The organism is Halomonas sp. SpR1 (assembly GCF_031010175.1).
Lineage (GTDB): Bacteria > Pseudomonadota > Gammaproteobacteria > Pseudomonadales > Halomonadaceae > Vreelandella.
In genome coordinates this window covers 111,676-133,826 of sequence record NZ_JAUAMB010000007.1, presented here as the reverse complement: position 1 = coordinate 133,826, position 22,151 = coordinate 111,676, and the positions used below count along the sequence as shown (strand labels likewise).

At 56.6% G+C, this 22,151-nt stretch carries 19 protein-coding genes; 9 read left to right on the top strand and 10 right to left on the bottom strand.

The window, feature by feature from the left end; all coding sequences use genetic code 11:
- Positions 1-9: 9 nt before the first annotated feature.
- The 6 genes from deoD to QT231_RS07670 form a co-directional block, all read right to left on the bottom strand.
- Positions 10-735: a purine-nucleoside phosphorylase gene (gene deoD / locus QT231_RS07695; protein WP_227404603.1), complete on the bottom strand. Its 726-nt coding sequence runs from the start codon at positions 733-735 to the stop codon at positions 10-12.
- A gap of 29 nt (positions 736-764) precedes the next feature.
- The gene (locus QT231_RS07690) at positions 765-2,009 is read right to left on the bottom strand and encodes a phosphopentomutase (protein ID WP_308336329.1); all 1,245 of its coding nucleotides are present in this window, start codon (positions 2,007-2,009) and stop codon (positions 765-767) included.
- Positions 2,006-3,361: a thymidine phosphorylase gene (gene deoA / locus QT231_RS07685; protein ID WP_308336328.1), complete on the bottom strand. Its 1,356-nt coding sequence runs from the start codon at positions 3,359-3,361 to the stop codon at positions 2,006-2,008. The genes QT231_RS07690 and deoA overlap by 4 nt, the downstream gene beginning before the upstream one ends.
- Positions 3,361-4,155: a deoxyribose-phosphate aldolase gene (deoC, locus tag QT231_RS07680; RefSeq protein WP_308336327.1), complete on the bottom strand. Its 795-nt coding sequence runs from the start codon at positions 4,153-4,155 to the stop codon at positions 3,361-3,363. The genes deoA and deoC overlap by 1 nt, the downstream gene beginning before the upstream one ends.
- Positions 4,156-4,240: 85 nt before the next feature.
- Positions 4,241-5,524, bottom strand: coding sequence for a NupC/NupG family nucleoside CNT transporter (locus QT231_RS07675; RefSeq protein WP_308336326.1), 1,284 nt, complete (start codon positions 5,522-5,524; stop codon positions 4,241-4,243).
- 36 nt (positions 5,525-5,560) lie between these two features.
- Positions 5,561-6,421, bottom strand: a complete 861-nt coding sequence (locus QT231_RS07670) for an outer membrane protein OmpK (RefSeq protein WP_308336325.1) — start codon at positions 6,419-6,421, stop codon at positions 5,561-5,563.
- Positions 6,422-6,725: 304 nt separating this feature from the next.
- Between QT231_RS07670 and QT231_RS07665 the strand changes: the two genes are divergently transcribed.
- The 6 genes from QT231_RS07665 (at position 6,726) to cyoE (ending at position 12,583) form a co-directional block, all read left to right on the top strand.
- Complete coding sequence (locus QT231_RS07665; protein WP_308336324.1) at positions 6,726-7,487, top strand: DeoR/GlpR family DNA-binding transcription regulator; 762 nt, start codon at positions 6,726-6,728, stop codon at positions 7,485-7,487.
- 258 nt (positions 7,488-7,745) lie between these two features.
- Positions 7,746-8,771: a ubiquinol oxidase subunit II gene (cyoA, locus tag QT231_RS07660; protein ID WP_308336323.1), complete on the top strand. Its 1,026-nt coding sequence runs from the start codon at positions 7,746-7,748 to the stop codon at positions 8,769-8,771.
- 3 nt (positions 8,772-8,774) lie between these two features.
- Positions 8,775-10,769: a cytochrome o ubiquinol oxidase subunit I gene (gene cyoB / locus QT231_RS07655; protein WP_308336322.1), complete on the top strand. Its 1,995-nt coding sequence runs from the start codon at positions 8,775-8,777 to the stop codon at positions 10,767-10,769.
- Positions 10,769-11,380, top strand: a complete 612-nt coding sequence (gene cyoC / locus QT231_RS07650; RefSeq protein ID WP_308336321.1) for a cytochrome o ubiquinol oxidase subunit III — start codon at positions 10,769-10,771, stop codon at positions 11,378-11,380. Before cyoB ends, cyoC begins: the two co-directional genes overlap by 1 nt.
- A 1-nt stretch (position 11,381) precedes the next feature.
- Positions 11,382-11,702, top strand: a complete 321-nt coding sequence (cyoD, locus tag QT231_RS07645; RefSeq protein WP_308336320.1) for a cytochrome o ubiquinol oxidase subunit IV — start codon at positions 11,382-11,384, stop codon at positions 11,700-11,702.
- Positions 11,660-12,583 carry a heme o synthase gene (gene cyoE / locus QT231_RS07640; protein WP_273190206.1) on the top strand — a complete coding sequence of 308 codons (924 nt, stop codon included), beginning with the start codon at positions 11,660-11,662 and terminating at the stop codon, positions 12,581-12,583. The genes cyoD and cyoE overlap by 43 nt, the downstream gene beginning before the upstream one ends.
- A gap of 119 nt (positions 12,584-12,702) precedes the next feature.
- Here cyoE and QT231_RS07635 read toward each other — a convergent pair whose 3' ends face one another.
- Together QT231_RS07635 and QT231_RS07630 are read right to left on the bottom strand one after the other, a co-directional pair.
- The gene (locus QT231_RS07635) at positions 12,703-13,401 is read right to left on the bottom strand and encodes a glutamine amidotransferase (protein WP_308336318.1); all 699 of its coding nucleotides are present in this window, start codon (positions 13,399-13,401) and stop codon (positions 12,703-12,705) included.
- A gap of 199 nt (positions 13,402-13,600) precedes the next feature.
- Positions 13,601-15,100 carry a PLP-dependent aminotransferase family protein gene (locus QT231_RS07630; RefSeq protein WP_308336317.1) on the bottom strand — a complete coding sequence of 500 codons (1,500 nt, stop codon included), beginning with the start codon at positions 15,098-15,100 and terminating at the stop codon, positions 13,601-13,603.
- Positions 15,101-15,245: 145 nt separating this feature from the next.
- Between QT231_RS07630 and QT231_RS07625 the strand changes: the two genes are divergently transcribed.
- The 3 genes from QT231_RS07625 to glyA all read left to right on the top strand — a co-directional run bounded on the left by QT231_RS07625 (position 15,246) and on the right by glyA (position 18,700).
- Positions 15,246-16,061: a YggS family pyridoxal phosphate-dependent enzyme gene (locus tag QT231_RS07625; RefSeq protein ID WP_308336316.1), complete on the top strand. Its 816-nt coding sequence runs from the start codon at positions 15,246-15,248 to the stop codon at positions 16,059-16,061.
- A gap of 94 nt (positions 16,062-16,155) precedes the next feature.
- The gene (locus QT231_RS07620; protein ID WP_308336315.1) at positions 16,156-17,388 is read left to right on the top strand and encodes an aspartate aminotransferase family protein; all 1,233 of its coding nucleotides are present in this window, start codon (positions 16,156-16,158) and stop codon (positions 17,386-17,388) included.
- A 46-nt stretch (positions 17,389-17,434) separates the two neighbouring features.
- Positions 17,435-18,700 (top strand): serine hydroxymethyltransferase, encoded by a 1,266-nt coding sequence (glyA, locus tag QT231_RS07615; protein WP_308336314.1) that lies wholly within the window; start codon positions 17,435-17,437, stop codon positions 18,698-18,700.
- Between the two features lie 16 nt (positions 18,701-18,716).
- On the opposite strand, the gene pta is transcribed toward glyA, so the two are convergent.
- Both pta and QT231_RS07605 read right to left on the bottom strand, forming a co-directional pair.
- A complete protein-coding gene (gene pta, locus QT231_RS07610) occupies positions 18,717-20,900 on the bottom strand; it encodes a phosphate acetyltransferase (RefSeq protein WP_308336313.1) in 2,184 nt (727 codons plus the stop codon).
- Positions 20,897-22,081, bottom strand: coding sequence for an acetate kinase (locus QT231_RS07605; RefSeq protein ID WP_308336312.1), 1,185 nt, complete (start codon positions 22,079-22,081; stop codon positions 20,897-20,899). The genes pta and QT231_RS07605 overlap by 4 nt, the downstream gene beginning before the upstream one ends.
- Between the last annotated feature and the right edge of the window lie 70 nt (positions 22,082-22,151).

Sequence of the window (22,151 nt, the reverse complement as noted above, 5' to 3'; positions counted from 1 at the left end):
TTAAGCCTCTTAAGCGCGGGCTGCGTCGTCGCGCAATACAGTGTCCAGCGCGATGAGCATCATGTCGTCAAAAGTCGTTTGACGATCAGCGCTGGAGAGCGAGTCGCCTTTTAGAATGTGGTCGGACACGGTGCAGATGGTCATGGCGCGGGCGCCAAACTCGGCGGCAACGCCGTAAAGGCCGGCGGCTTCCATCTCGACGCCGACAATGCCGTAGCGCTTGAGCATTTCGGCCATCTCGGTTTGCGGGTTGTAGAATAAGTCTGCCGAGAAGATATTGCCGACCTTTACCGGCACGCCTTTGGCCTTGGCGGCGGCCACGGCGTGCTGGGTTAGCTCAAAGTCCGCAATCGCGGCGAAGTCATGGTCGTTAAAGCGCATACGGTTAACTTTGGAGTCGGTGCTGGCGCCCATGCCGATGACCACATCGCGGACGTTGACGTCATCGCGCACCGCGCCGCAGGAACCCACGCGAATCAGCGATTTAACGCCGTAGTCGGTGATCAGCTCTTTGGCATAGATGGAGACCGACGGAATGCCCATGCCGTGGCCCATCACGGAAATCTCCCGGCCTTTATAGGTGCCGGTGTAGCCGAACATATTGCGTACATCGTTGACCTGGCGAACATTCTCCAGATAGGTGTCGGCGATGTATTTGGCGCGCAGCGGGTCGCCGGGCATCAGTACAGTATCGGCAAAATCACCGGGGGCAGCGTTAATATGTGGGGTAGCCATAAAAGGTCTCCTTTAAGCGGCGCTAGCCTTTAAGCAGCGTCGGGTAGAAAGCTTTTGCCATCGGCCATGGCCGGAAGCAGGAAAAAGTCGGCGAGGGTTTGGCCAATATCGGCAAAGGTGCCGCGCTCGCCCAGCGGGCCGGGGGTAAAGCCGGGGCCGTGTACCAGAATCGGGATGTACTCGCGGGTGTGCTCGGTACCGTGCCAGCTGGGATCGCAGCCATGATCGGCCGTCAGAATCAGCAGGTCGTCTTCGCTTAGCTTCTCCATTAGTGCTGGCAGCTTGGCATCAAAGTCTTCCAGTGCAGCGGCATAGCCCGGTACGTCGCGGCGGTGACCGTAAACCGAGTCAAAATCGACAAAGTTGGTCATTATCATGGCGCGCTCGCCTTCGTCACGTTGGCTGGTGCGCTCGATCTCTTGGAGCGTAGCGTCCATCAATGCATCGTGGCCGCTGGCTTTGACTTTGTGAGTAATGCCACAGTGGGCGTAGATATCGGCGATTTTACCAATCGAGACGACTTCGCCACCTGCATCGGCAAGCTTTTGTAGCACCGTAGGCGAGGGCGGCTCAACGCTGTAGTCGCGGCGGTTGCCGGTGCGGGCAAAGGTTTTGCTGTCCTCGCCGATAAACGGACGGGCGATGACGCGGCCAATATTGTAAGGCTCCAGCAGTTCGCGGACGGTTTCGCACAGCTTATAGAGCCGCTCTAAACCGAAATACTCTTCGTGGGCGGCAATCTGAAACACCGAATCCGCCGAGGTATAAACAATCGGTTTATCGGTGGCGATGTGCTCTTCACCCAGGCGGGCGATGATCTCGGTGCCCGAAGCGTGGCAGTTGCCAATCACGCCGGTTAGGTCGGCTTCATCAACAATGGCATCGAGCAACTCAAGGGGGAAACTGTCGGTTTTATCCAGAAAGTAGCCCCAGTCAAAGCGCACCGGCACACCGGCGATTTCCCAGTGGCCGGAGGGGGTGTCTTTGCCGCTGGAGATCTCTTTGCCGTGGGCGTAGGCGCCCTCCAGGCTTTCCGGTAGCGTAACGCCTTCGGCCACGCTGCCGGTGGCATCACGGTGGGCGTGAAACAGCCCCAGCTTGGCCATGTTGGGTAGCTTGAGCGGGCCTGAACGGTGGGCGGTATCCGCTTCGCCACGGGCGCAGGCGGCGGCGATATGGCCCAGGGTATCGGAGCCTTCATCGCCGAAGGTCGCAGCATCTGGGGCGGCGCCAATTCCAAATGAATCGAGGACGATTACAATCGCGCGGCTCATAAGGCTTCTCCACGGAAGGTGTCTTGCAGCAGGGTGTCGGCGCTGGCCGCCGCTTCGCCAATGGTGAACGCGGCGCGGAGCTGTTCCGCGGCGCGCTCGGCGGCGGCTTCACTGCGGGCGTAAACCATGGCGATGGGACGTTGGCTATCGACGCTATCGCCGATTTCGACGATGTCGGTGAAGCCGACGCTGTGGTCAACGTTGGCGTCGTTGCGTAGGCGACCACCGCCCAGTTCGACCACGCTCATGCCCACGGCGCGGGTATCAATTCGTTGCACGATACCCGCTTGCTCGGCATGCACGGGTTTAATCACGTCGGCCTTGGCCAGGTAGTGCTCGGAGCGCTCCATAAAGTCGCTGGGGCCGCCGAGTTCGCGCACCATGCGGGCGAATACTTCAGCGGCGGCGCCGGAGGTCAGCGCCTTTTCAAGCTTAGTGAGCGCTTCTTCACGGGAGCCAGCGAGCTTGCCCGCGATCAGCATCTCCGCGGCCAGCTCGCGGGTGACTTGCATTATGCGGCTGTTGGGGCGGTCACCACGCAGTAGCGCCAATGTCTCGACGATTTCCACGGCGTTACCGGCGCAGGGGGCCAGCGGTTGGCTCATATCGGTGAGTAGGGCAGTCGTGGGCGTACCCGCTTGGGTCGCCACATTAGCGATGCTTTTGGCCAGCTCGCGGGATTTTTCCGGTGTAGGCATAAAGGCGCCGCTGCCCACTTTAACGTCCATCACCAGCGCGTCCAGCCCTGAGGCCAGCTTTTTGCCCAAGATAGAGGCGGTAATCAGCGGAATCGATTCTACCGTAGCGGTGACATCACGCACGCCATAGATGCGCTTATCGGCTGGGGCGAGATCACCGGTCTGGCCGATAATTGCCACGCCGGTGGATTTCACTACGTCGCGGAAACGCTCTGGGGCAGGGTAGGGGTCATAGCCGGGGATCGATTCGAGCTTGTCCAGCGTGCCGCCAGTGTGGCCCAGGCCGCGCCCGGAGATCATCGGTACAAAGGCGCCGCAGGCGGCCACCCAGGGGCCGAGTACTAGTGAGACCAAATCACCTACGCCGCCGGTGGAGTGTTTATCGACAATCGGGCCGGGCAGGTTCAGGTCACTCCACTGCATCACATGGCCGGAGTCGCGGGTGGCGGTGGTCAGGGCAACTACTTCTTCACGGCTCATACCGTTAAGAAACACCGCCATGGTGAAGGCGCCAATCTGGGCGTCGCTGATACGGTCATCCGCAATGCCCTGGACAAAGGCTTTGATCTCTTCCGCGGGTAGCGGCTGATTATCACGCTTAAGGCGAATCAGTTCCTGGGGGAGTAGGGTGTGTTTAGTTGCGTTGGCAGCCATTAGTAACCTCCGTCTGTAGTGGCAGCGTTGGTGTTGCCGGTCAACGTCGCCATCAGATTGCCCAGCAGGCTAGAGGCCCCAAAGCGGAAGTGCGCGGGGGTTGCCCAGCCTGGGCCCATGATGTCGTTGGCAAGGGCCAAGTACTCGGCCGCATCTTCGGCTGTTTTAACGCCCCCTGCCGCTTTGAAGCCAACGTCCTGGCCACTGGCTTTAATTGCCTTGAGCATGATTTCGGCGGCTTCTAGGGTGGCGTTGACGGCCACTTTGCCGGTGGATGTTTTAATAAAATCCGCACCGCCTTCAATAGCGAGTTCGCTGGCGCGTTTAATCAGCGCAGGCTCTTTAAGCTCACCGGACTCAATAATGACTTTCAGCAGCGCTTGGCCCGCGCAGGCGGCTTTGCACATCTCGACCAGTTCAAGGCCAGTCTCTTCATCGCCCGCCATCAGCGCGCGATAGGGGAACACCACGTCGACTTCATGAGCGCCGGAGGCAACTGCATCGCGGGTTTCACGGGCGGCGGCCATAATGTCATCGCCGCCGTTGGGGAAATTGGTGACCGTGGCAATTTTAACTTGGTTATCGAGTTTATGGGCGGTAAGCGCGCGCTGGGCGGTGACAATAAACTGTGGGTAGACGCAGACCGCAGCAGGGGTGCCAAAGGGCGTTTTTACCTGTTGGCAGAGCGCTTCAATGGTACTGTCAGTGTCGCTGTCGTTCAGGCTCGTCAGATCCATGAGGGTAAGCGCTAGGCGGGCGGCTTGGACGATATGGGGGGAAGCAGTCGCAGTCATGGAGTTCTCACAAATCAGTAAATGATAAAAACGGGCACTGCGGATAAAACCGCAGCGCCCGCCGCCTTCAGTAAAACCCGCTGCGTTAAGCAGTGGCGTTACTTAAGGCGATGAAGAAGCCAGCAATCGAGGCCGACATTAAGTTGGACAGTGTACCGGCCAACACGGCTTTGACGCCAAAGCGGGCAATCTCTTTGCGACGAGTTGGGGCGATGCTGCCCAAGCCGCCAAGCAGAATTGCAATGGAAGAAAGGTTCGCAAAGCCACACAGTGCAAAAGAGAGGATCGCCATGGTGTGCGGTGTCATCATTTGACCCGTGGCAGCCACCACCTGTTCCCCATCAATGTAGGGGGCCAGGTTGATATAGGCGACAAATTCGTTGACCACTAATTTTTGGCCAATAAAAGAACCTGCCAACGTGGCCTCTTCCCAGGGTACACCTAAAAGGAAGGCCAACGGGGCAAACAGCCAGCCCAGGATCAGTTCCAGGCTCAGTGAGTCAAAGCCCACCCAGCCGCCAATACCGCCTAATATGCCGTTGATCAAGGCGATCAGGGCGATAAATGCCAGCAGCATGGCGCCAACGTTGGCTGCCAGCATGAGACCTGATGTCGCGCCCGATGCCGCCGCGTCGAGCACGTTGGCAGGCTTATCTTCTTTGGCCTCAATTTCTTCTTCCACCTTGGAAACGCTGTCGCTATCGGTAACGTCTTGGGTTTCCGGCATGATCAGTTTGGCAAATAGCAAGCCGCCGGGCGCTGCCATAAAGGAGGCCGCTACCAGGTACTCCATGGGAATGCCCAGTGCGGCGTAACCTGCCAATACCGAACCAGCGACCGAGGCCAAACCACCACACATAACGGCAAACAGCTGCGAAGGCGTCATGCGGGCAATAAACGGACGCACCACCAGCGGCGCTTCGGTTTGGCCGACGAAAATATTCGCCGTGGCAGAGAGTGATTCAGTCCGAGAGGTACCCAGGGCTTTCTGCAGGGCACCACCCAGGATGCGAATAACCCACTGCATAATGCCGATGTAGTAGAGCACGGCGATTAGCGAGGAGAAAAAGATGATTACCGGGAGTACTTTGATGGCAAATACAAAGCCAACGTTATCCACATCGGCTAAGCCGCCAAACAGGAAACCGATACCGTCGTTGGCATACACCAAAATCTGGCTAACGCCGGAGGAGATGGCCTGAAGCACCGCTTGGCCAAACGGCACATAGAGTACAAAGGCTCCAATACCTGCTTGAATAGCAAAGGCGCCTAGAACAGTGCGTAGCCGAATCGACTTACGGTCGTAGGAGAAGATCAGGGCAATGGCCACCAGAGTGACCATACCCACCAAGCTCATAAGGAGTGTCATAGGGAGATCCTTCGAGTCCGCGCGTGTAAAACGCGATTATAGTAAGTTGAGCTTGACGGAGTAGATCATCGCATTCTGGTAATCGTTGGGAGTGCCCAACTTATTCTCAGAGTAGCGATACTGAATGCCGGTGGTGATCAAGTCGCTAGGGTGCCACCACAGGCTCAGAGCACCGTTGGTGCCTACACTGCCCGCTGTATCGCCCACGTAATTCTGCTCCAGATACTCATCGTCACGACCAAAGGTTTGCTCGTGCCAGTTGGTGACGCTGAAGTTCTGGTTGAGCGCAGTGAAATCATAACCCGCGACCCAGCCAGCCATATAGCCGTTCATACCGGTGTAGCTGTTACTTTGCACCCGCGCAGCACCAATAAAGGGCTTGAACCAGAGGCCGTTATCAAAGGTGGTGCGGTAGCCCAGGCCCAGAATCTGATCCTGCTCGCGGCTGTTATAGCCGTAATCGCGGAAGTCATACAGGTGGGCATAAATCGATAGCGGGCTATCACCCAGGTAAATATGCGAGGTCACTTTACCCGCGGTGCGGAAGTTGTCTTTACCACCGCTTGACTCATCGAACTGATCGTTAGTGGGGTTCTCGAAATCAAAGAAGCCGTAAAACTCACCCCAGCTAAAGCCAGCGCCACCTTCGATTTCGAGAAACATAAAGTCGCTTTTCGCCGCGTTGGAAGCGGTGCGATCTTCAGTACCGTTTGACCAATCAAGATAGTTAACCGAAACGTTGGCGAATGACCACAGCCGATCAAGAGGATGCGGTTGAGCGTCATCTGCCATTAGCGGCGTAGCGATCGTTGCCGCTATTACACCCACTATGCCAGCGCCAAGCGCGACAGCAGACGAGGGGCGAGAAGAAGAGGGAGAGTGTGTACGAACTGTCATAGGAGCCTCAACAAGGTTATCGCGGAGCCATTTGGGTGTGGCTATCCGTGGGTTGTAATTGTGCGGGCTGGCGTTAATGTTAAAATTATAACATTTAGTGTTATTTTTCTAACGTTTATTTGCAAGTAGTGTCACATCAACGCTATTTAAATGTCATATAACTCTCACTGTGGCACTTAATAGCGTCAAGAACCGTCGTAGCAGTGGAAATTACGCCGCAGCTCGCTCAGCATAGAAATCGACGCAATACCGATACTCCCGCTGATAAAATCAAAACAAGAGGGTTTGCCAGGAGATGCCCACCATGAATGGCCGTAGCGCTCAGCGCCTTGCCAAACTTCAGGAAGCGCTTGCCAGTGGCGGGACTCTACATCTGCGCGATGCCGCAGAGTTGTGTAATGTTTCCGAAATGACCATCCGCCGCGATCTGACTACCCAGAAGAGCGCTATTAGCCTGCTGGGGGGGCGGCTAGTGATGGCAAATTACCCAGGCGTAACGCCTATTTATGACTTAAATGAACAGCAGGCCAGCCACTATCAGGCCAAGCATCGGCTCTGCCGACGTGCCTTAGGCTATATACAAGAGGGCGATACGCTGTTTATTGACTGCGGGTCAACGCTGATGCCGCTGTTAAGCCAGTTAAGTCATTTCCATGAGCTGACAGTCGTCACCTATGCATTAAACGTTGCCAATGCCGTCGCCGCACTCCCCAACGTGCGCTTGGTGCTGCTGGGTGGGTTGTTTTATCCCGCTTCTCAGTCATTTGGCAGCGACAATATCGCTGCTGCCATCGAACGTTTAGGCATTAATAAAGCGCTGATATCTGCGGCAGGTGTAGATTTAGAGCGTGGTGTTAGCTGCTTTCACTTTCACGAGGTTGCACCCAAACAGGCAGCCATTGCCACCGCCATGCAGCGGCTGTTGGTGGTGGATGCCAGTAAGTTTGGCGTAGTACGCCCGGCCTATTTCGCTGCCCTGGACGATTTTGACGTGGTGGTCACCGACGAAGAGGGGGCGCATAGCAGTCAATACCTGGGGTGCGGCAATGCGCCACTTCTTTCGTGATCTAGATCAATAGAAAATACTTTAGTCTTAGTTGATCCAACACTCTTGTGATTGGAACAGCTGGGCTCGTCGCCAATTCCCATCCGGCGACGCATATTTTTCCCGGAGCAATGACGCTCACTGCTTAATGCAATGTTCTTACGAGCATGTTTTGGGAAGAGTATGGGGTGGTAGTTAGCCTGCTATGTTTCTAGCCGCTTGGCAGGCTAGTGTTTCAATTAACCTGTTGTTTTTTTAAACCCTGGATGAGATCACACCATGCAACGACGCTCTCTTTGGCGCAGGCGAGGCACTTTGGTGCTCCTTGCGCTGTGTCTGTTTCTAGCAGGCTGTAGCTCAGCGCTGTTAGACCCAAAAGGCCAGGTCGGCGCTGAGCAGCGCACGCTGATTTTAACCGCTTTTGGCCTGATGTTGATTGTGGTTATTCCTGTTATTGCCATGACGCTGCTGTTTGGTTGGCGCTATCGTCGCAGTAATGACATGGCTAAATACATGCCTGACTGGGCACACTCCAATGTGATCGAGGCAGTGGTGTGGATCGTACCCTGCGCGATTATCGCTGTACTCGCCCTGTTGACCTGGAAAACCTCCCATACCCTTGATCCCCACAAGCCGCTGGAAAGCGATGTGGCGCCGATCGAAATTCAGGCCGTCGCGCTGGATTGGAAGTGGCTATTTATCTACCCCGAGCAGGGCGTGGCCAGCGTTAACGAAGTGGCCTTCCCAGTGGATACGCCGGTGCGCTTTCGGGTGAGCTCTGGCTCGGTGATGAACGCTTTCTTTATCCCTCACCTTGGCAGCCAGATCTACGCCATGGCGGGCATGGATAACGACGTCCATCTGATCGCCGATGAAATCGGCATTTACCCTGGTCGCTCCACTAACTACAGCGGCGCGGGTTTCTCCGGGATGACCTTTGAAGCCAAAGTGACCACGCCTGCCGAGTTTGACGCCTGGGTTGAAACGGTGCGCGGCGCCCCACAAACGCTGACCTATCCCGAAGGTTATGAGGCGTTGGCTGAGCCCAGCAAATCGAATCCGGTGGAGTACTTCTCTGCGATTTCGCCCTCTTTGTATGAAAGCATTTTGAGAAGCTTCCACACCGGCGGAGAGCATGAGATGGGCGGTGGCCACCAGATGGGTAGCGACCATGCTGAGCCAACCGATGGCGAAAGCGCTCACGCTATTGATCATGCGGCCGAATCAGGCCATGAAACCAACAACCATGCTAGTCAGGATAGTGCCATGCGCAGCCATCCTTCTAGCGTAGAAGCGGGAGGTTAAGTCGTGTTTGGAAAACTCACGTTAGAGTCAATTCCCTACCACGAGCCGATCATCATGGTCGTCGCGGCCTTTATGGCCATTGGTGGGATCGCGCTGTTTGGTTTGATAACCTACTACCGCAAATGGGGCTGGCTATGGAACGAGTGGTTTACCTCCGTCGACCATAAAAAGCTCGGTATCATGTACTTCATCGTCGCCCTGGTCATGCTGCTGCGTGGCTTCTCGGATGCGATAATGATGCGTACCCAGTTGGCCATGGCCGCCGGGGATGCAGCGGGCTATTTGCCGCCTCACCACTACGATCAGATCTTTACCGCCCATGGCGTGATTATGATCTTCTTTGTCGCCATGCCCATGGTCATCGGCCTGATGAACCTGGTGGTACCGCTGCAGATTGGTGCCCGCGACGTTGCCTTCCCTTTCCTGAATAACTTAAGTTTTTGGCTGTTTGCGGTCTCCGCGATACTGGTCAATATTTCGCTGGTAGTGGGCGAATTCGCAGCTACCGGCTGGCTCGCTTACGCGCCTTTATCGGGGATCGAGTTCAGTCCCGGGGTGGGGGTCGATTACTGGATATGGGCGTTACAGATATCCGGGATAGGGACGACGCTCACCGGTATCAACTTCTTTGTAACCATTATCAAAATGCGCACCAAAGGCATGACGATGTTCCGTATGCCGATCTTCACCTGGACATCGCTGTGCGCCAACGTGCTGATCATCGCCTCCTTCCCTATTTTAACCGCGACCATCGCGCTGTTAACCCTGGATCGCTATTTGGGTATGCACTTCTTTACCAATGATTTTGGCGGCAACATGATGATGTACGTCAATCTCATCTGGGCCTGGGGCCACCCGGAAGTCTATATCCTGATTCTGCCCGCCTTTGGCGTATTCTCTGAAGTGATTGCGACCTTTGCCCGTAAGCGCCTGTTCGGCTACGCCACTATGGTGTGGGCGACCATTGCGATCACGTTGCTGTCGTTTATTGTTTGGCTGCACCACTTCTTCACCATGGGGGCAGGGGCCAACGTCAACGCCTTCTTCGGCATTATGACGATGATCATCGCCATTCCCACCGGGGTGAAAGTGTTCAACTGGCTGTTTACGATGTTCCGCGGCAGCCTTGAGCTGACGTCGCCGGTGCTGTGGACGCTGGGCTTTATTATCACCTTTACCCTTGGCGGTATGACCGGCGTCATGCTGGCGGTGCCCGCAGCCAACTTTGTTCTGCATAACAGCCTGTTTGTCATCGCCCACTTCCACAACGTCATTATCGGCGGCGTGGTGTTCGGCATGATGGCGGGGCTTACCTTCTGGTTCCCCAAAGCCTTCGGCTTCACGCTGAGCGAAAAGTGGGGCAAGCGTTCGTTCTGGTGCTGGTTTATCGGCTTCTACGTCGCCTTTATGCCGCTTTACGTGCTGGCCTTCTTTGGTGCCGTACGCCGCATGCAGTCTTATCCCAACACTGAATGGCAACCGTGGATGATTCTGGCCTGGGTGGGCGCCGTGATCATCATGCTGGGTATTGTCTGCACCATTATTCAGTTCTGGGTGAGTATCCGCGACCGCAAGCAAAATGCGGATGTTACCGGCGATCCCTGGGATGGCCGCACGCTGGAGTGGTCTACCTCTTCACCTGCACCGTTCTACAACTTTGCGCGCCTGCCGGAAGTGGGTGATATCGACAGCTTCTGGTCGCAAAAACAGCGCGGTAGTGAGCAGCTTGAAGAAGCCCCCTACACCGATATTCATATGCCGCGTAATACCGTGGCCGGGCCGGTTATCAGCTTCTTTGCGCTGGTCATCGGTTTTGCCCTGGTATGGCATATCTGGTGGTTAGCCGGCGTCGGCGCCGTGGGTGTATTCATCAGCTTTATGGCGCGGGTGTTTAACGATGATATCGACTACTACGTTCCCGCTGCTGAAGTTGAGCGAATCGAACGTGAGCATCAACTCAAACGTGAGCAACAACTAGGCGTGGAGGCGCAAGCGTAATGGCAACGGATACGTTACATCACGGCGCATCGGCCGAGCCCCATGAGCATCACGATGCTGCGGGCACCAAAGTGTTTGGTTTTTGGGTCTACTTAATGAGCGACCTGGTGATTTTTGGATCGCTGTTCGCCACTTATGCCGTGCTGATGAAGGGCACGGCAGCAGGCCCCTCCGCGGCAGAAATTTTCGAGCTGCCCTTTGTACTGGTCGAAACCTTTCTGCTGCTGTTCAGTAGTTTTACCTTTGGCATGGGCGTATTGGCAATGAATGCCGAGCGCCTTGGCCAGGTGAAAGCATGGCTCGCCATCACGTTTGTGCTCGGTGCGGCCTTTGTGGGCATGGAGATCTACGAATTTCAGCACTTGATCCACGAGGGCTATGGGCCGGATAAAAGTGCCTTTCTGTCGTCGTTCTTTACCCTGGTGGGCACCCACGGCCTGCACGTAACCTTCGGGTTGATCTGGATTCTGGTGATGCTGGTTCAGCTTTCTACCAAAGGGTTGAATGATATGACCCGACCAAGGATTTTGTGCCTAAGCCTGTTCTGGCACTTCCTGGATATTGTCTGGATCTGTGTCTTCTCATTCGTCTATCTGATGGGAGTGCTGTGAGATGAGTGCTAGTTCAACCAACGCCCATGGCAGCGTAAAGTCATATGTGACAGGACTGGTATTGTCGCTGATACTGACCATTATCCCCTTTGCGGTGGTAATGAGTGGCGCGCTAAGCACACTGGCTACCGTAGTGGTGGTCATGGTGACCGCTGTGTTGCAAATACTGGTGCAGCTGGTCATGTTTATGCATATGAGTACCAAAGCCGACGAAGGCTGGAATATGATGTCCTTCGTCTTCACACTGACGATTCTCGTCTTAGTGGTAGGAGGCTCGCTGTGGATCATGCAGCATCTGCATCTCAACATGATGATCGGCTGATTTCAGCACCTAGCCGCTGGCGGGATCTGCTTGAGCTGACCAAACCCGGCATTATCGGGGGCAACCTGATTGCCACCCTAGGCGGCTATTTTCTGGCCGCCCAGGGGCAGTTCGAGTGGCTCAGTTTTGTCGCGGTCATGGTGGGGATTGCATTAATCATTGCGTCGGGCTGTGCGTGTAACAACGTCATTGACCGCGATATTGATGCACTGATGGCGCGTACGCGCCATCGCCCCCTGGTAAGAGGCAGCATTTCCATTACTCAGGCTCTGGGCGTTTCAGCTCTGCTGGGGGTGTCGGGGGTGGTGTGTCTGGCGCTGGGCACCAACGGGTTAACCGTGGCTCTGGCGGTGATTGGCTGGGGCGTGTATGTGGGGCTTTATAGTCTCTACATGAAGCGCCGCTCCGAGTACGGCACCCTGGTGGGCAGTCTCTCCGGTGCCATGCCGCCGGTGGTGGGCTATTGTGCGGTGACGGGGCAGTTCGACAGCGGCGCCATCATGCTGCTGGTGATCTTCTGCCTGTGGCAGATGCCGCACTCCTACGCCATTGCGATCTTCCGCTATGCGGATTACCGCCGCGCGTCGATCCCGGTGCTGCCGGTGGTGCGCGGGGTCAAAATGGCCAAACACCATATCCTGGGCTATATCGTGGCGTTTATTCCCGCCTCTCTGGCGCTGGGATTGGCCAGCCAGGCGGGCGCCGGGTATCTATGCGTGGCGCTGACCATGGGTGGCTACTGGCTCTACCTGGCCCTGCGTGGCTACCGTTTAGACGACGATGTGCGCTGGGCCAAGAAAGTGTTTGGCGTCTCAATCCTTACCATCACCGCGATGAGTTTAGTCATGGTGCTGGAATCGATGGTGCCTATGTGGGTGTGAATCGTTTGTGCGCGAGTTAAAGCACATATAAAACCGCCCTAGGCAGCGTTTGCCTGGGGCGGTTTTTTTTCACTATGCGTTAGTAAATAATTACGGGCTGTTCAAAGACTTTCTGAAAGCTAGTCGTCCAGTTCGCTTAGCCAGTCCACAACAACTTCTCGCGCGGCTTTGGTTAGGCGGTCATTCAGTCTCGCGGCGTCCGCACGTAGCTCGCGGGGGTCAATGGCCGCTTGGCTCAGTTCACTAGCGTGGCCGACCAGCCACTGCTCAATTTTGTTCGCATCGGCTTCAAGATGAAACTGTAACCCAAGCACGTTGCGTCCGATCGAAAATGCTTGGTGGGCACCTACAGGCGTGCTGGCTAAGTGAATGCCACCAGCGGGAATGCCGAACTGGTCGCCATGCCAGTGGAGGACTGGGGTCTCCCCCAAAGCGGCCAGCGGGGATGCCTGTCCCTCCGGTGTCAGTGTCAGTGGTGCGAAACCGATTTCCTTGACTCCCAATGGGTAGACCTTGGCACCCAGTGCCCTGGCGATGAGTTGAGCACCCAAGCAGATACCCAACAGGGGCCTACCGGTTTCCAACCGCTTGCGCAGGGCGGATAGCTCATTTTCGAGAAAGGGGTAGATCTGCTCATCGTAGGCACCAATGGGGCCGCCTAACACGATTAGCAGGTCGGCATCCTGTACGCTTACACTATTAAGATCGTCGCCTTTTGGATCGAGGTAATGCAGCGTATAGCCCTGATCCGTTAGCACAGCATCTAGTGTGCCAACATCTTCGAAATGAAGATGGCGAAGAGCAATCGCTGTTTTCATATAAACTCCCTCGATCAGTACACATGAGTAATACCCACCTATCTCCACTGCACCCGCGAGAGGCTATTGGCCTCAGCCATGTGGTAAATAGATGCGGTAAATAGTAGCTACTCTATGGTCTTGTATGTTGGGCCATTTCTTAACGTTGTATCAGACCACTTGGATTGCGTTACATACTGTTTTTTAACCGAAGGTTTTTTCAGGGCTTTTTCAAGGCCTTGGCGAGGCGTAGCACGGCCATTTCGATTTCGTAGGCGGTTAAGGAGGAGTAGCCCAGAAGCCAACCTTGCTTCTTTTCCTTACTGGCATACAGTCGGCTGAGCCCAAGTAGGTGCACGCCTGCGGCTGCGGCCTGACGAATGGTTTTTTCTTCCGACCATCCAGTTTTCAATAGGCAGGGGATCTGCAAGCCACCTTCTGGTCGTAACGCCGTCACAATGTCTCCCAAGTGTGTGCCGATAGATTCGAGCATGACTTCTCTGCGGCCGGCATAAAGTTTGCGCATGGCCCGGACATGAGCGTTGAAGTACCCATCTTCCATAAAGCGTGCAAGGGTCAACTGGGGGATCTGAGGCGTGTGTCCATCCATGACGCTGCGTGCGTAAGTGAATGCACTGACCAACTCTTGCGGTAAAACCATGTATCCCATTCTGAGTCCTGGGTAGAGCGTCTTGCTAAAGGTGCCTAAGTAGATGGTTCTTTTATATTTGTCCAGGCCTTGGACACAAGCGGTAGGCAGCCCTTCGTAGTGAAACTCACTGTCGTAGTCGTCTTCGATAATCCAATTGTCATTTTCGGCAGCCCAGTTAATTAGTTCAAGTCGGCGTTGCAATGACAGGGTTGCGCCAGTGGGGTATTGGTGAGAGGGCGTCACGTAAACACAGTTGGCTCCATGTTGATCTGCCCTTAATAGGTCTGTGCGTATTCCCTGGTTATCGACATCAATGGGAACAACCCTGGCTTCGGAAGCTTCAAAGGCTTTCTTGGCACCGACATACCCTGGGTTCTCCAGTAAGATTGGCTTGCCAGCGTCCACCAACAGCTGGGCACACAGGTATAGTGCCTGCCTTGTGCTGCTGAGTACCAAGATCTGTTCGGGAAAAACCATGGCGCCGCGTTCAAGGTTCAAATAAACCGCGATCGCCTTGCGCAGTGGTTCGGCACCTTGTGGGTCGCCATGTAAAAGGGCATTGGTACGGTAGTCCTTCAGCGTTTGACGTTGTAAACGTTCCCATACACCGGTCGGGAAGTTGCGGGTTTCCGGCAATCCGGGGGTAAAGGCTTTGATCACCTGCGGATCGATAACGCCACCACTATCAAGAATCACTTGGCCGCGTCGGCTCAGCCCCGAGCTCTGCTCCATCACATCTCGTTTGTACCCCTGCCGCTGGATGCGTCTGCGTGCTGCGCCCCGCAGCTCAGTACCCACAGCCTCTGCTACATAGCTCCCCGAGCCGCCTCGCCGCACGATAAAGCCATCACGCTGAAGTTGTACGTAAGCGTTCTCAACGGTATCGCGGGCGACGCCAAGTGATTTGGCTAGCGCTCGGGTGGCTGGCAGTTTGACGCCAGGAGAGAGGGCACCATCCAAAATCAGCGCGCGCAAAGAACGCTGAATACGCTGGTGCAGATCAAGCCGTCGGAAGTCGGCATCGTTCAGCCGTATCTTCAGCGTTTCGAGTTCGAATGTCTTTGACAAGCGGTCTGCCTCAAGGCTGAGCAGTGGTCTGATAGGGCAGACCATTTTAAGCTTAGACTGTGTTTATCGCTACTGTATTGTGACCGACGAGGAATAGCGCTGTGCGTCATTCTGAATAGGGATCAGGTGTAAGGAGTGCCAGAAGATGTTAGCCAAGATCGACACACAAACCCATCACGACCGGCACGGCTTATATCCGCAGGCCAATAGCGTTGAGGACTTTCGGCGCAACCTTGCCACCGTACGCAAGCGCATCGACGCTGCTTGTCGTCGCGCCAACCGTGATTCGGCAGCGGTGCGCCTGTTGCCCGTCAGTAAAACCAAGCCTGAGGCGAGCCTGCGCATGGCTTATGCGGCGGGCTGCCGGATATTGGGGGAGAACAAAGTGCAGGAGGCCCACCGCAAATGGGAAGCCATGCAGGACTTGGATGATCTGCACTGGTCAGTAATCGGTCACCTGCAAACCAATAAGGCCAAACTGGTCGCGCGGTTTGCTGGCGAGTTTCAGGCGCTGGATAGCTTACGGCTAGCCGAGGCCCTGGATCGCCGCCTGCAAATTGAAGGGCGCGCGTTGGACGTATTTGTGCAGGTCAACACTTCTGGCGAGCCCAGTAAATACGGTCTGAACCCAGAGGATGTAGCCCCCTTTGTCCAGGCATTACCGGCGTTTTCCGCGCTGCGCGTGCGCGGGTTGATGACGCTGGCGCTGTTCTCCTCCGAGGCTGCGCGGGTACGCCAGTGCTTCGTGTTGCTGCGCCGCTTGCGCGACCAGTTGCGGCAGAGTGCGCCAGCCAGCATTGGACTGGATGAGTTGTCGATGGGCATGTCTGGAGATTTTGAAATTGCCATCGAAGAGGGCGCGACGGTGGTTCGGGTAGGGCAGGCGATCTTCGGTGCCCGCCCTCTGCCAGACAGCCATTACTGGCCGGGCGAATCTAGTACAGAAGCGTTACCGCGATAAAAACAGTCATTGCCATTCGGACTCTTTACTTTTGCTTTGCAGGCCCGCTTTGTAGGCCTTGGCTTGCTGGAACTCTCGACACAAGGATCGACCTATGCCGCACACACACTCCCACCTGATGCGCGCCTATGCGCCCCAGCCTGTTTCTTTTGTGCGCGGCAGAGGCGTGCATCTCTGGGATGAACAGGGCGTGGAGTATTTGGATGCCATTTCAGGTGTCGCGGTGACTAGTCTGGGCCACGCTCACCCAGAGATCGCTGCTGTTGTCGCCGAGCAGGCCGGACTATTGATGCATACTTCCAACGTCTTCCGCATCGATTGGCAAGAGCTGTTAGGCGAGCGCCTGTGCGCAATGTCGGACATGGAAACGGCTTTTTTCTGCAACTCGGGTGCAGAGGCCAACGAAACCGCCCTTAAGCTGGCAAAGCTACATGGGGGGCGCCAGCAGGTGTCGCGGCCCAAGATAGTGGTGATGGAGAACGCCTTTCATGGCCGGACCCTGGCAACCCTCGCAGCCACTGGTAACCCTGCGGTGCAGCACGGCTTCGAGCCATTGCTGCCCAGCTTTGTGCGAGTTCCCTACAATGATATTGAGGCGGTGTACCGAGCGGCTTCCCTAGAGACCGATATCGTGGCGGTGCTGGTAGAACCGGTGCAGGGAGAAGGCGGCATTCGCATCGCCAGCGCCGACTACCTGCGCGAGTTGCGGGCACTGTGTGACCAGAACAACTGGCTGCTGATGCTTGACGAGATCCAGACTGGCCTGGGACGCACCGGTGTTTGGTTCGGGTACCAGCACGCGGGTATTACGCCGGACGTGATAACCCTGGCGAAGGCTCTCGGCAACGGCTTTCCTATCGGTGCATGCCTAGCACGCGGCGTGGCGGCCGACCTGTTCTCGCCTGGCCAGCACGGCTCGACCTTCGGCGGCAACCCGATGGCCTGCCGGGTGGCCTCTACCGTGCTCGACATCATGACCCGCGATCAGCTCCAAGAGCGGGCTGCCATGTTGGGTGCTCGGCTGCTCTCAGGGTTGCAAAAGGCGCTGAACAATCATCCAAACGTTAATGCTGTCCGTGGTCTGGGTCTTATGGTCGGGATTGAGTTGGATAGGCCCTGTGGGGAGCTGGTTGGGCGTGCGTTAAACGAACAGCGTCTGCTGATCACCGTTACCCGCGATACCGTCATTCGTCTGTTACCGCCCTTGGTGTGTGACGAGGAAAACATCGACGATATTGTGGCGCGCGTGTCTCGCCTTCTGGCGCCCGCTGCGCTCCAGCACTTAACCCAGTCTTACGCCGCAATTGATAGAGAGGTGGGCGCATGAGACTAGTTGCCAGTCTGCTCATTCATCTAACTGATAGGATCCCATCATGTACAACTCCTCTATGACGCTTGCCGAGTTTGACGCCGAGCTTGCGGGAGCCGTTAAGAACGAAGAGTGTCGTCAGGAAGAGCATGTTGAGTTGATCGCTTCCGAGAACTATGCCAGCCCACTGGTAATGGCTATCCAAAACTCGGTGTTCACCAACAAATATGCCGAAGGTTACCCAGGCAAACGTTACTACAGTGGTTGTGAAAATGTGGACGTGGCAGAGCGTCTAGCCATTGAGCGGGTCAAAGCGCTATTTGATTGTGACTATGCTAACGTCCAGCCTCATGCGGGCGCACAGGCCAATGCGGCGGTGTTTCTGGCGCTGACTAATCCTGGCGACACTGTGATGGGGATGAACCTGGCCCAAGGTGGCCACCTTACCCATGGTAATCCTGCTAACTTCTCCGGCATCCATTATAAGGTGGCTGCTTATGGACTTGATCCTGAGACAGGGCTGATCGACTACGACGAGATGGAGCGCACTGCTCTGAAGGTGCGCCCCAGAATGCTGATTGGCGGATTTTCGGCCTACTCACGCCACAAAAATTGGGCGCGTATGCGGGCCATTGCCGATAAGGTGGGGGCGATTTTCTGGGTGGATATGGCGCATGTAGCCGGTCTCGTCGCGGCTGGCGAATATCCCAATCCGTTGCCTCACGCCCATGTGGTGACCAGCACCACGCATAAAACCCTGCGTGGCCCGCGAGGAGGCATCATTCTGGCCAAGGGCCAGGGTGAAGATTTCTACAAGAAGCTCAACTCGGCTGTCTTCCCTGGTATCCAGGGCGGCCCATTGATGCATCAGATCGCTGCTAAAGCAGTTGCTTTCAAGGAGGCGCTACGACCAGGGTTCAAGGTTTATCAAAAGCAGGTAGTGGCTAATGCCCGCGCCATGGCCGCAGTGCTTCAGCAGCGTGGCTACAATATCGTGTCTGGTGGAACCGACAATCATATGATGCTGATCAACTTGTCCGCCAAGCCCTATACCGGTAAGGATGCGGATGCGGCGCTGAGCGAGGCCTATATCACAACAAACAAGAACTCAGTGCCCAATGATCCCCGCTCTCCTTTAGTGACATCAGGGCTGCGTATCGGTACTCCGGCCGTCACCACACGTGGTTTCAAGGTGCATGAGTGCGAACAGCTCGCAGGTTGGTTGTGCGATGTCTTAGACGCGCTCGAAACGGGCGCAAGTGAGCAGGTGGCACGCCAAGTCCGGGAGCGGGTGGTGGCTTTGTGCCGTCACCACCCTGTTTATCGATAACTTGGCAGGATGAGACCTAACTTTCCCGCTGGCTGGCCTGAATGGCAGTCAGCGCAATGGTGTAAACGATGTCGTCGACCAGCGCGCCGCGGGAAAGGTCGTTCACTGGCTTGTTCAAGCCTTGCAGCATGGGGCCTACGCTGACGACGCGGGCGCTACGCTGCACCGCTTTATAGGTAGTGTTGCCGGTGTTGAGGTCGGGAAACACAAACACGGTGGCTTTACCCGCGACCGGCGAGTCGGGGGCTTTCTGTTTGCCCACGCTCTCGATGGCGGCGGCGTCGTACTGGAGCGGGCCGTCGATGGCCAGATGTGGCGCGCGTTGTTTGGCAATGCGGGTGGCTTCGCGGACTTTATCCACATCCGCGCCGGTGCCGGAGTCGCCGGTGGAGTAGCTGATCATGGCGACCCGTGGCTCGATGCCAAAGGCTTCCGCGGAGCGGGCGCTTTGCAGGGCGATCTCGGCCAGGGTTTCAGCGTCCGGGTCGGGATTCACTGCGCAGTCACCGTAGACCACTACCTGTTCGGGCAGCAGCATAAAGAAAATCGACGAGACTTGATTATACTCCGGCGCGGTTTTAATCAACTGGAAGGCGGGCCGCACGGTATTGGCGGTGGTGTGTACGGCGCCGGAAACCAGCCCGTCGACTTCATCCAACTGCAGCATCATGGTGCCGAGCACCACGTTATCTTGCAGCTGCGCCTCGGCGGTGAGTTCGTTGAGTTTGCCGCGACGACGCTCGACCATGGGGCCAATATAGCGCGCGCGGCTGCTCTCCGGGTCGATGATTGTCAGCGCCTTGGGCAGCGTCAGCCCGCGGTTACGCGCTACGTTTTCGATATCGTCGCGCTTACCCAGCAGTACGCAGTCGGCTATGCCGCGGCGCTGGCAGATAATCGCCGCTTCAACCGTGCGCGGTTCATCGCCTTCCGGCAGCACCACGCGCTTTTTGGCCAACTGAGCGAGTTTAACCAGCTGGTGGCGAAACGCTGAAGGCGATAGACGACGGGTATAACCGCTGCTCAGGTGGTCTTTCAGCCACTCAAGATCCATATGGGCCGCAACGTAGCGGGCCACCTGCTCGGCACGCTCGAAATCGTCCATGGGGATTTCACTGCTTAACTGGCTGAGGTGCTGGGCGGTAGTCAGGCTGTCGGTGTCTACCGCCAATACCGGTAGGCCCGTTTTCAACGCGGGGCGGCACATCTCAATCATATTGTCGTTGGGCATAAAGCCGTTGGTCAGCAGTACGCCCGCTAGCTGAACACCATTCATGGTCGCCAGCGCCGAGGCCAGCACCACATCATCCCGATCGCCGGAGGCCACTACCAAGCTGCCAGGGGTGAAAATATGCAGCGCGTTGGCAGCACTGCGGGCGCAGAGGCTGGTGGAAAGCACCCGGCGGCTGGCTGCCTCGCCTTCGTTCAACAACTTGGCATTAAGCGCTCGGGCTACATCCAGCGTGCGCAGGGCGCTAAGGGTTTTGCTATAAGGCACCACGCCAATCAGGTGGAATTTATCCGTCGCCAGGGCCGGGGAGTACTGGCGTAGTTCGCTGAGTACCGACTCTTCCAGCCGCGGTTTGAAGGTGCCCGGCGCTGCAGAAAGATCGTCTTCCTGAGCGTAGGGTAGGTTCTTCATGCGCATCAGAATGCCGCCCAGGGTGCGGCTGGAGCTAACCCCACCAAAGCTGCGGGCGTGCATATCCAACTGTTCGGCCAGGGCCTGAGGCTCGTTTAAGTCACCGGTGCCCACCAGAATAATCCGCGCATTAAGCGCGTTGGCGAGCTGGGCGTTGGTTTGGGTGGCGTAGGTGGTGTGCTGGGTAGGCACTACGCCTTCTACCACAACGAGGTCTAGGGTGCTGCCATCACGGTGAGCCTGCTGGACAACCTGCTCATAGAGCTCGACGGCATTCTCCATCAGTTCATCGGTTTGGTCGTCGCGTAGTAAGCGCTCTAGCCGTGCCTGGGAAATCGGCGAGGGAGGGCGCTGGTTAAGCGCCCGGGAGACGAGTGCGGTGGAGCGATCCAGCCCCGGGCCGTTCAGTTCGTTCTGCATAAACGGCTTTAAAAAGCCGGCTTTCAGGCCGATGGTATCCAGCGCTTGAATTAACCCCAGGCAGGCGGAGGTAAGCCCAACGCCCTCGCTGGTGGGTACTAACAGAATCGCTTGAGGCTGGTCGGGGTGGGTAGTCATACACGTGTCTCTAAGCAGTGGCGGGTTTCCATGGCTATGCGGCCCTCTTCATCGGTAGGAATCACCCATACCTGGGGCCCATCGTGGCCAGCGCTATCCAGCTTGCCCTCTTTGCCGCGGATAGTCGCTTCGTTCGCGTCGTTATCCAGCGCAAAGCCGAAGTGGGGCATAAGCGACAGCACATGACGGCGCACGATAGGCGAGTTCTCGCCAATGCCGCCGGTAAAAATAACCCCGTCTAACTGGGGTAGAGCGCAAGAGAGCGCTGCTAACGATTTGGCGATACGGTAACAGAACACCTCCATGGCTAACTGTGCGGTGGCGTGCCCTTGTTCGGCTGCCTCTTCAATTTCGCGCATATCGTTGGTTAAGCCTGAAAGCCCCAGCAGGCCACTCTCTTTATTGAGCACGTCATCAATTTTGTCTAACGACCAGCCCAGTTGGCGGTGCAGGTGGACATGCAGGCCAGGGTCAACATCACCACTGCGGGTGCCCATCACCAAGCCTTCCAGGGGGGTCAGGCCCATACTGGTATCCAGACTGTGGTTGTTCCACACCGCGCTGGTAGAGCAGCCATTGCCCAAGTGGGCGGTCAGCCAGCCACCTGGGCCACGGCTACTCAGTTCCCCTGCCCGCTGGCTAACGTAAGCGTGGCTGGTGCCGTGAAAGCCATAGCGGCGAATGCCATGCTCGGCGTAGAGGTTTTCAGGCAGCGCGTAACGGTATGCGCGGGGCGGCATGGTTTGGTGGAAAGCGGTATCAAACACGGCCACTTGGGGCAGCGTAGGAAAGACGTTTTGGGTCGCCGCAATACCCGCTAGATTGGCTGGATTATGCAGTGGTGCTAGTGCTGCGGTAGTTTGAATAGCCGCCATGACACTATCATCGATGAGCGCGGCTTGGGTGAAGTGCTCGCCGCCATGAACGATGCGATGGCCTACAGCCGCCGGTAATCGGCCCTCCATACGCTCAAGGATTGCGTTAAGGGCTTGGGTATGGTCGGCTCCAGGCAGTGGCTGAGTAAAGCGTTCACCGGCGCTGTTTTTGCCCTTTAAGCGCGCCTCCTCGCTACCCAAGCGTTCAGCGATGCCTTCGAGTCGCGGTGCCTGAGGATCTGAGTCAATCAACGCGTATTTAATAGAGGAGGAACCGCAGTTAATTACCAGCACCGGTGCGTTCATAAAAACCTTTTCGCTAGGAGGTTAGTGAGCAAAGAGATAGACTTTAGTATAACATGCTGCGTTGCGGAAA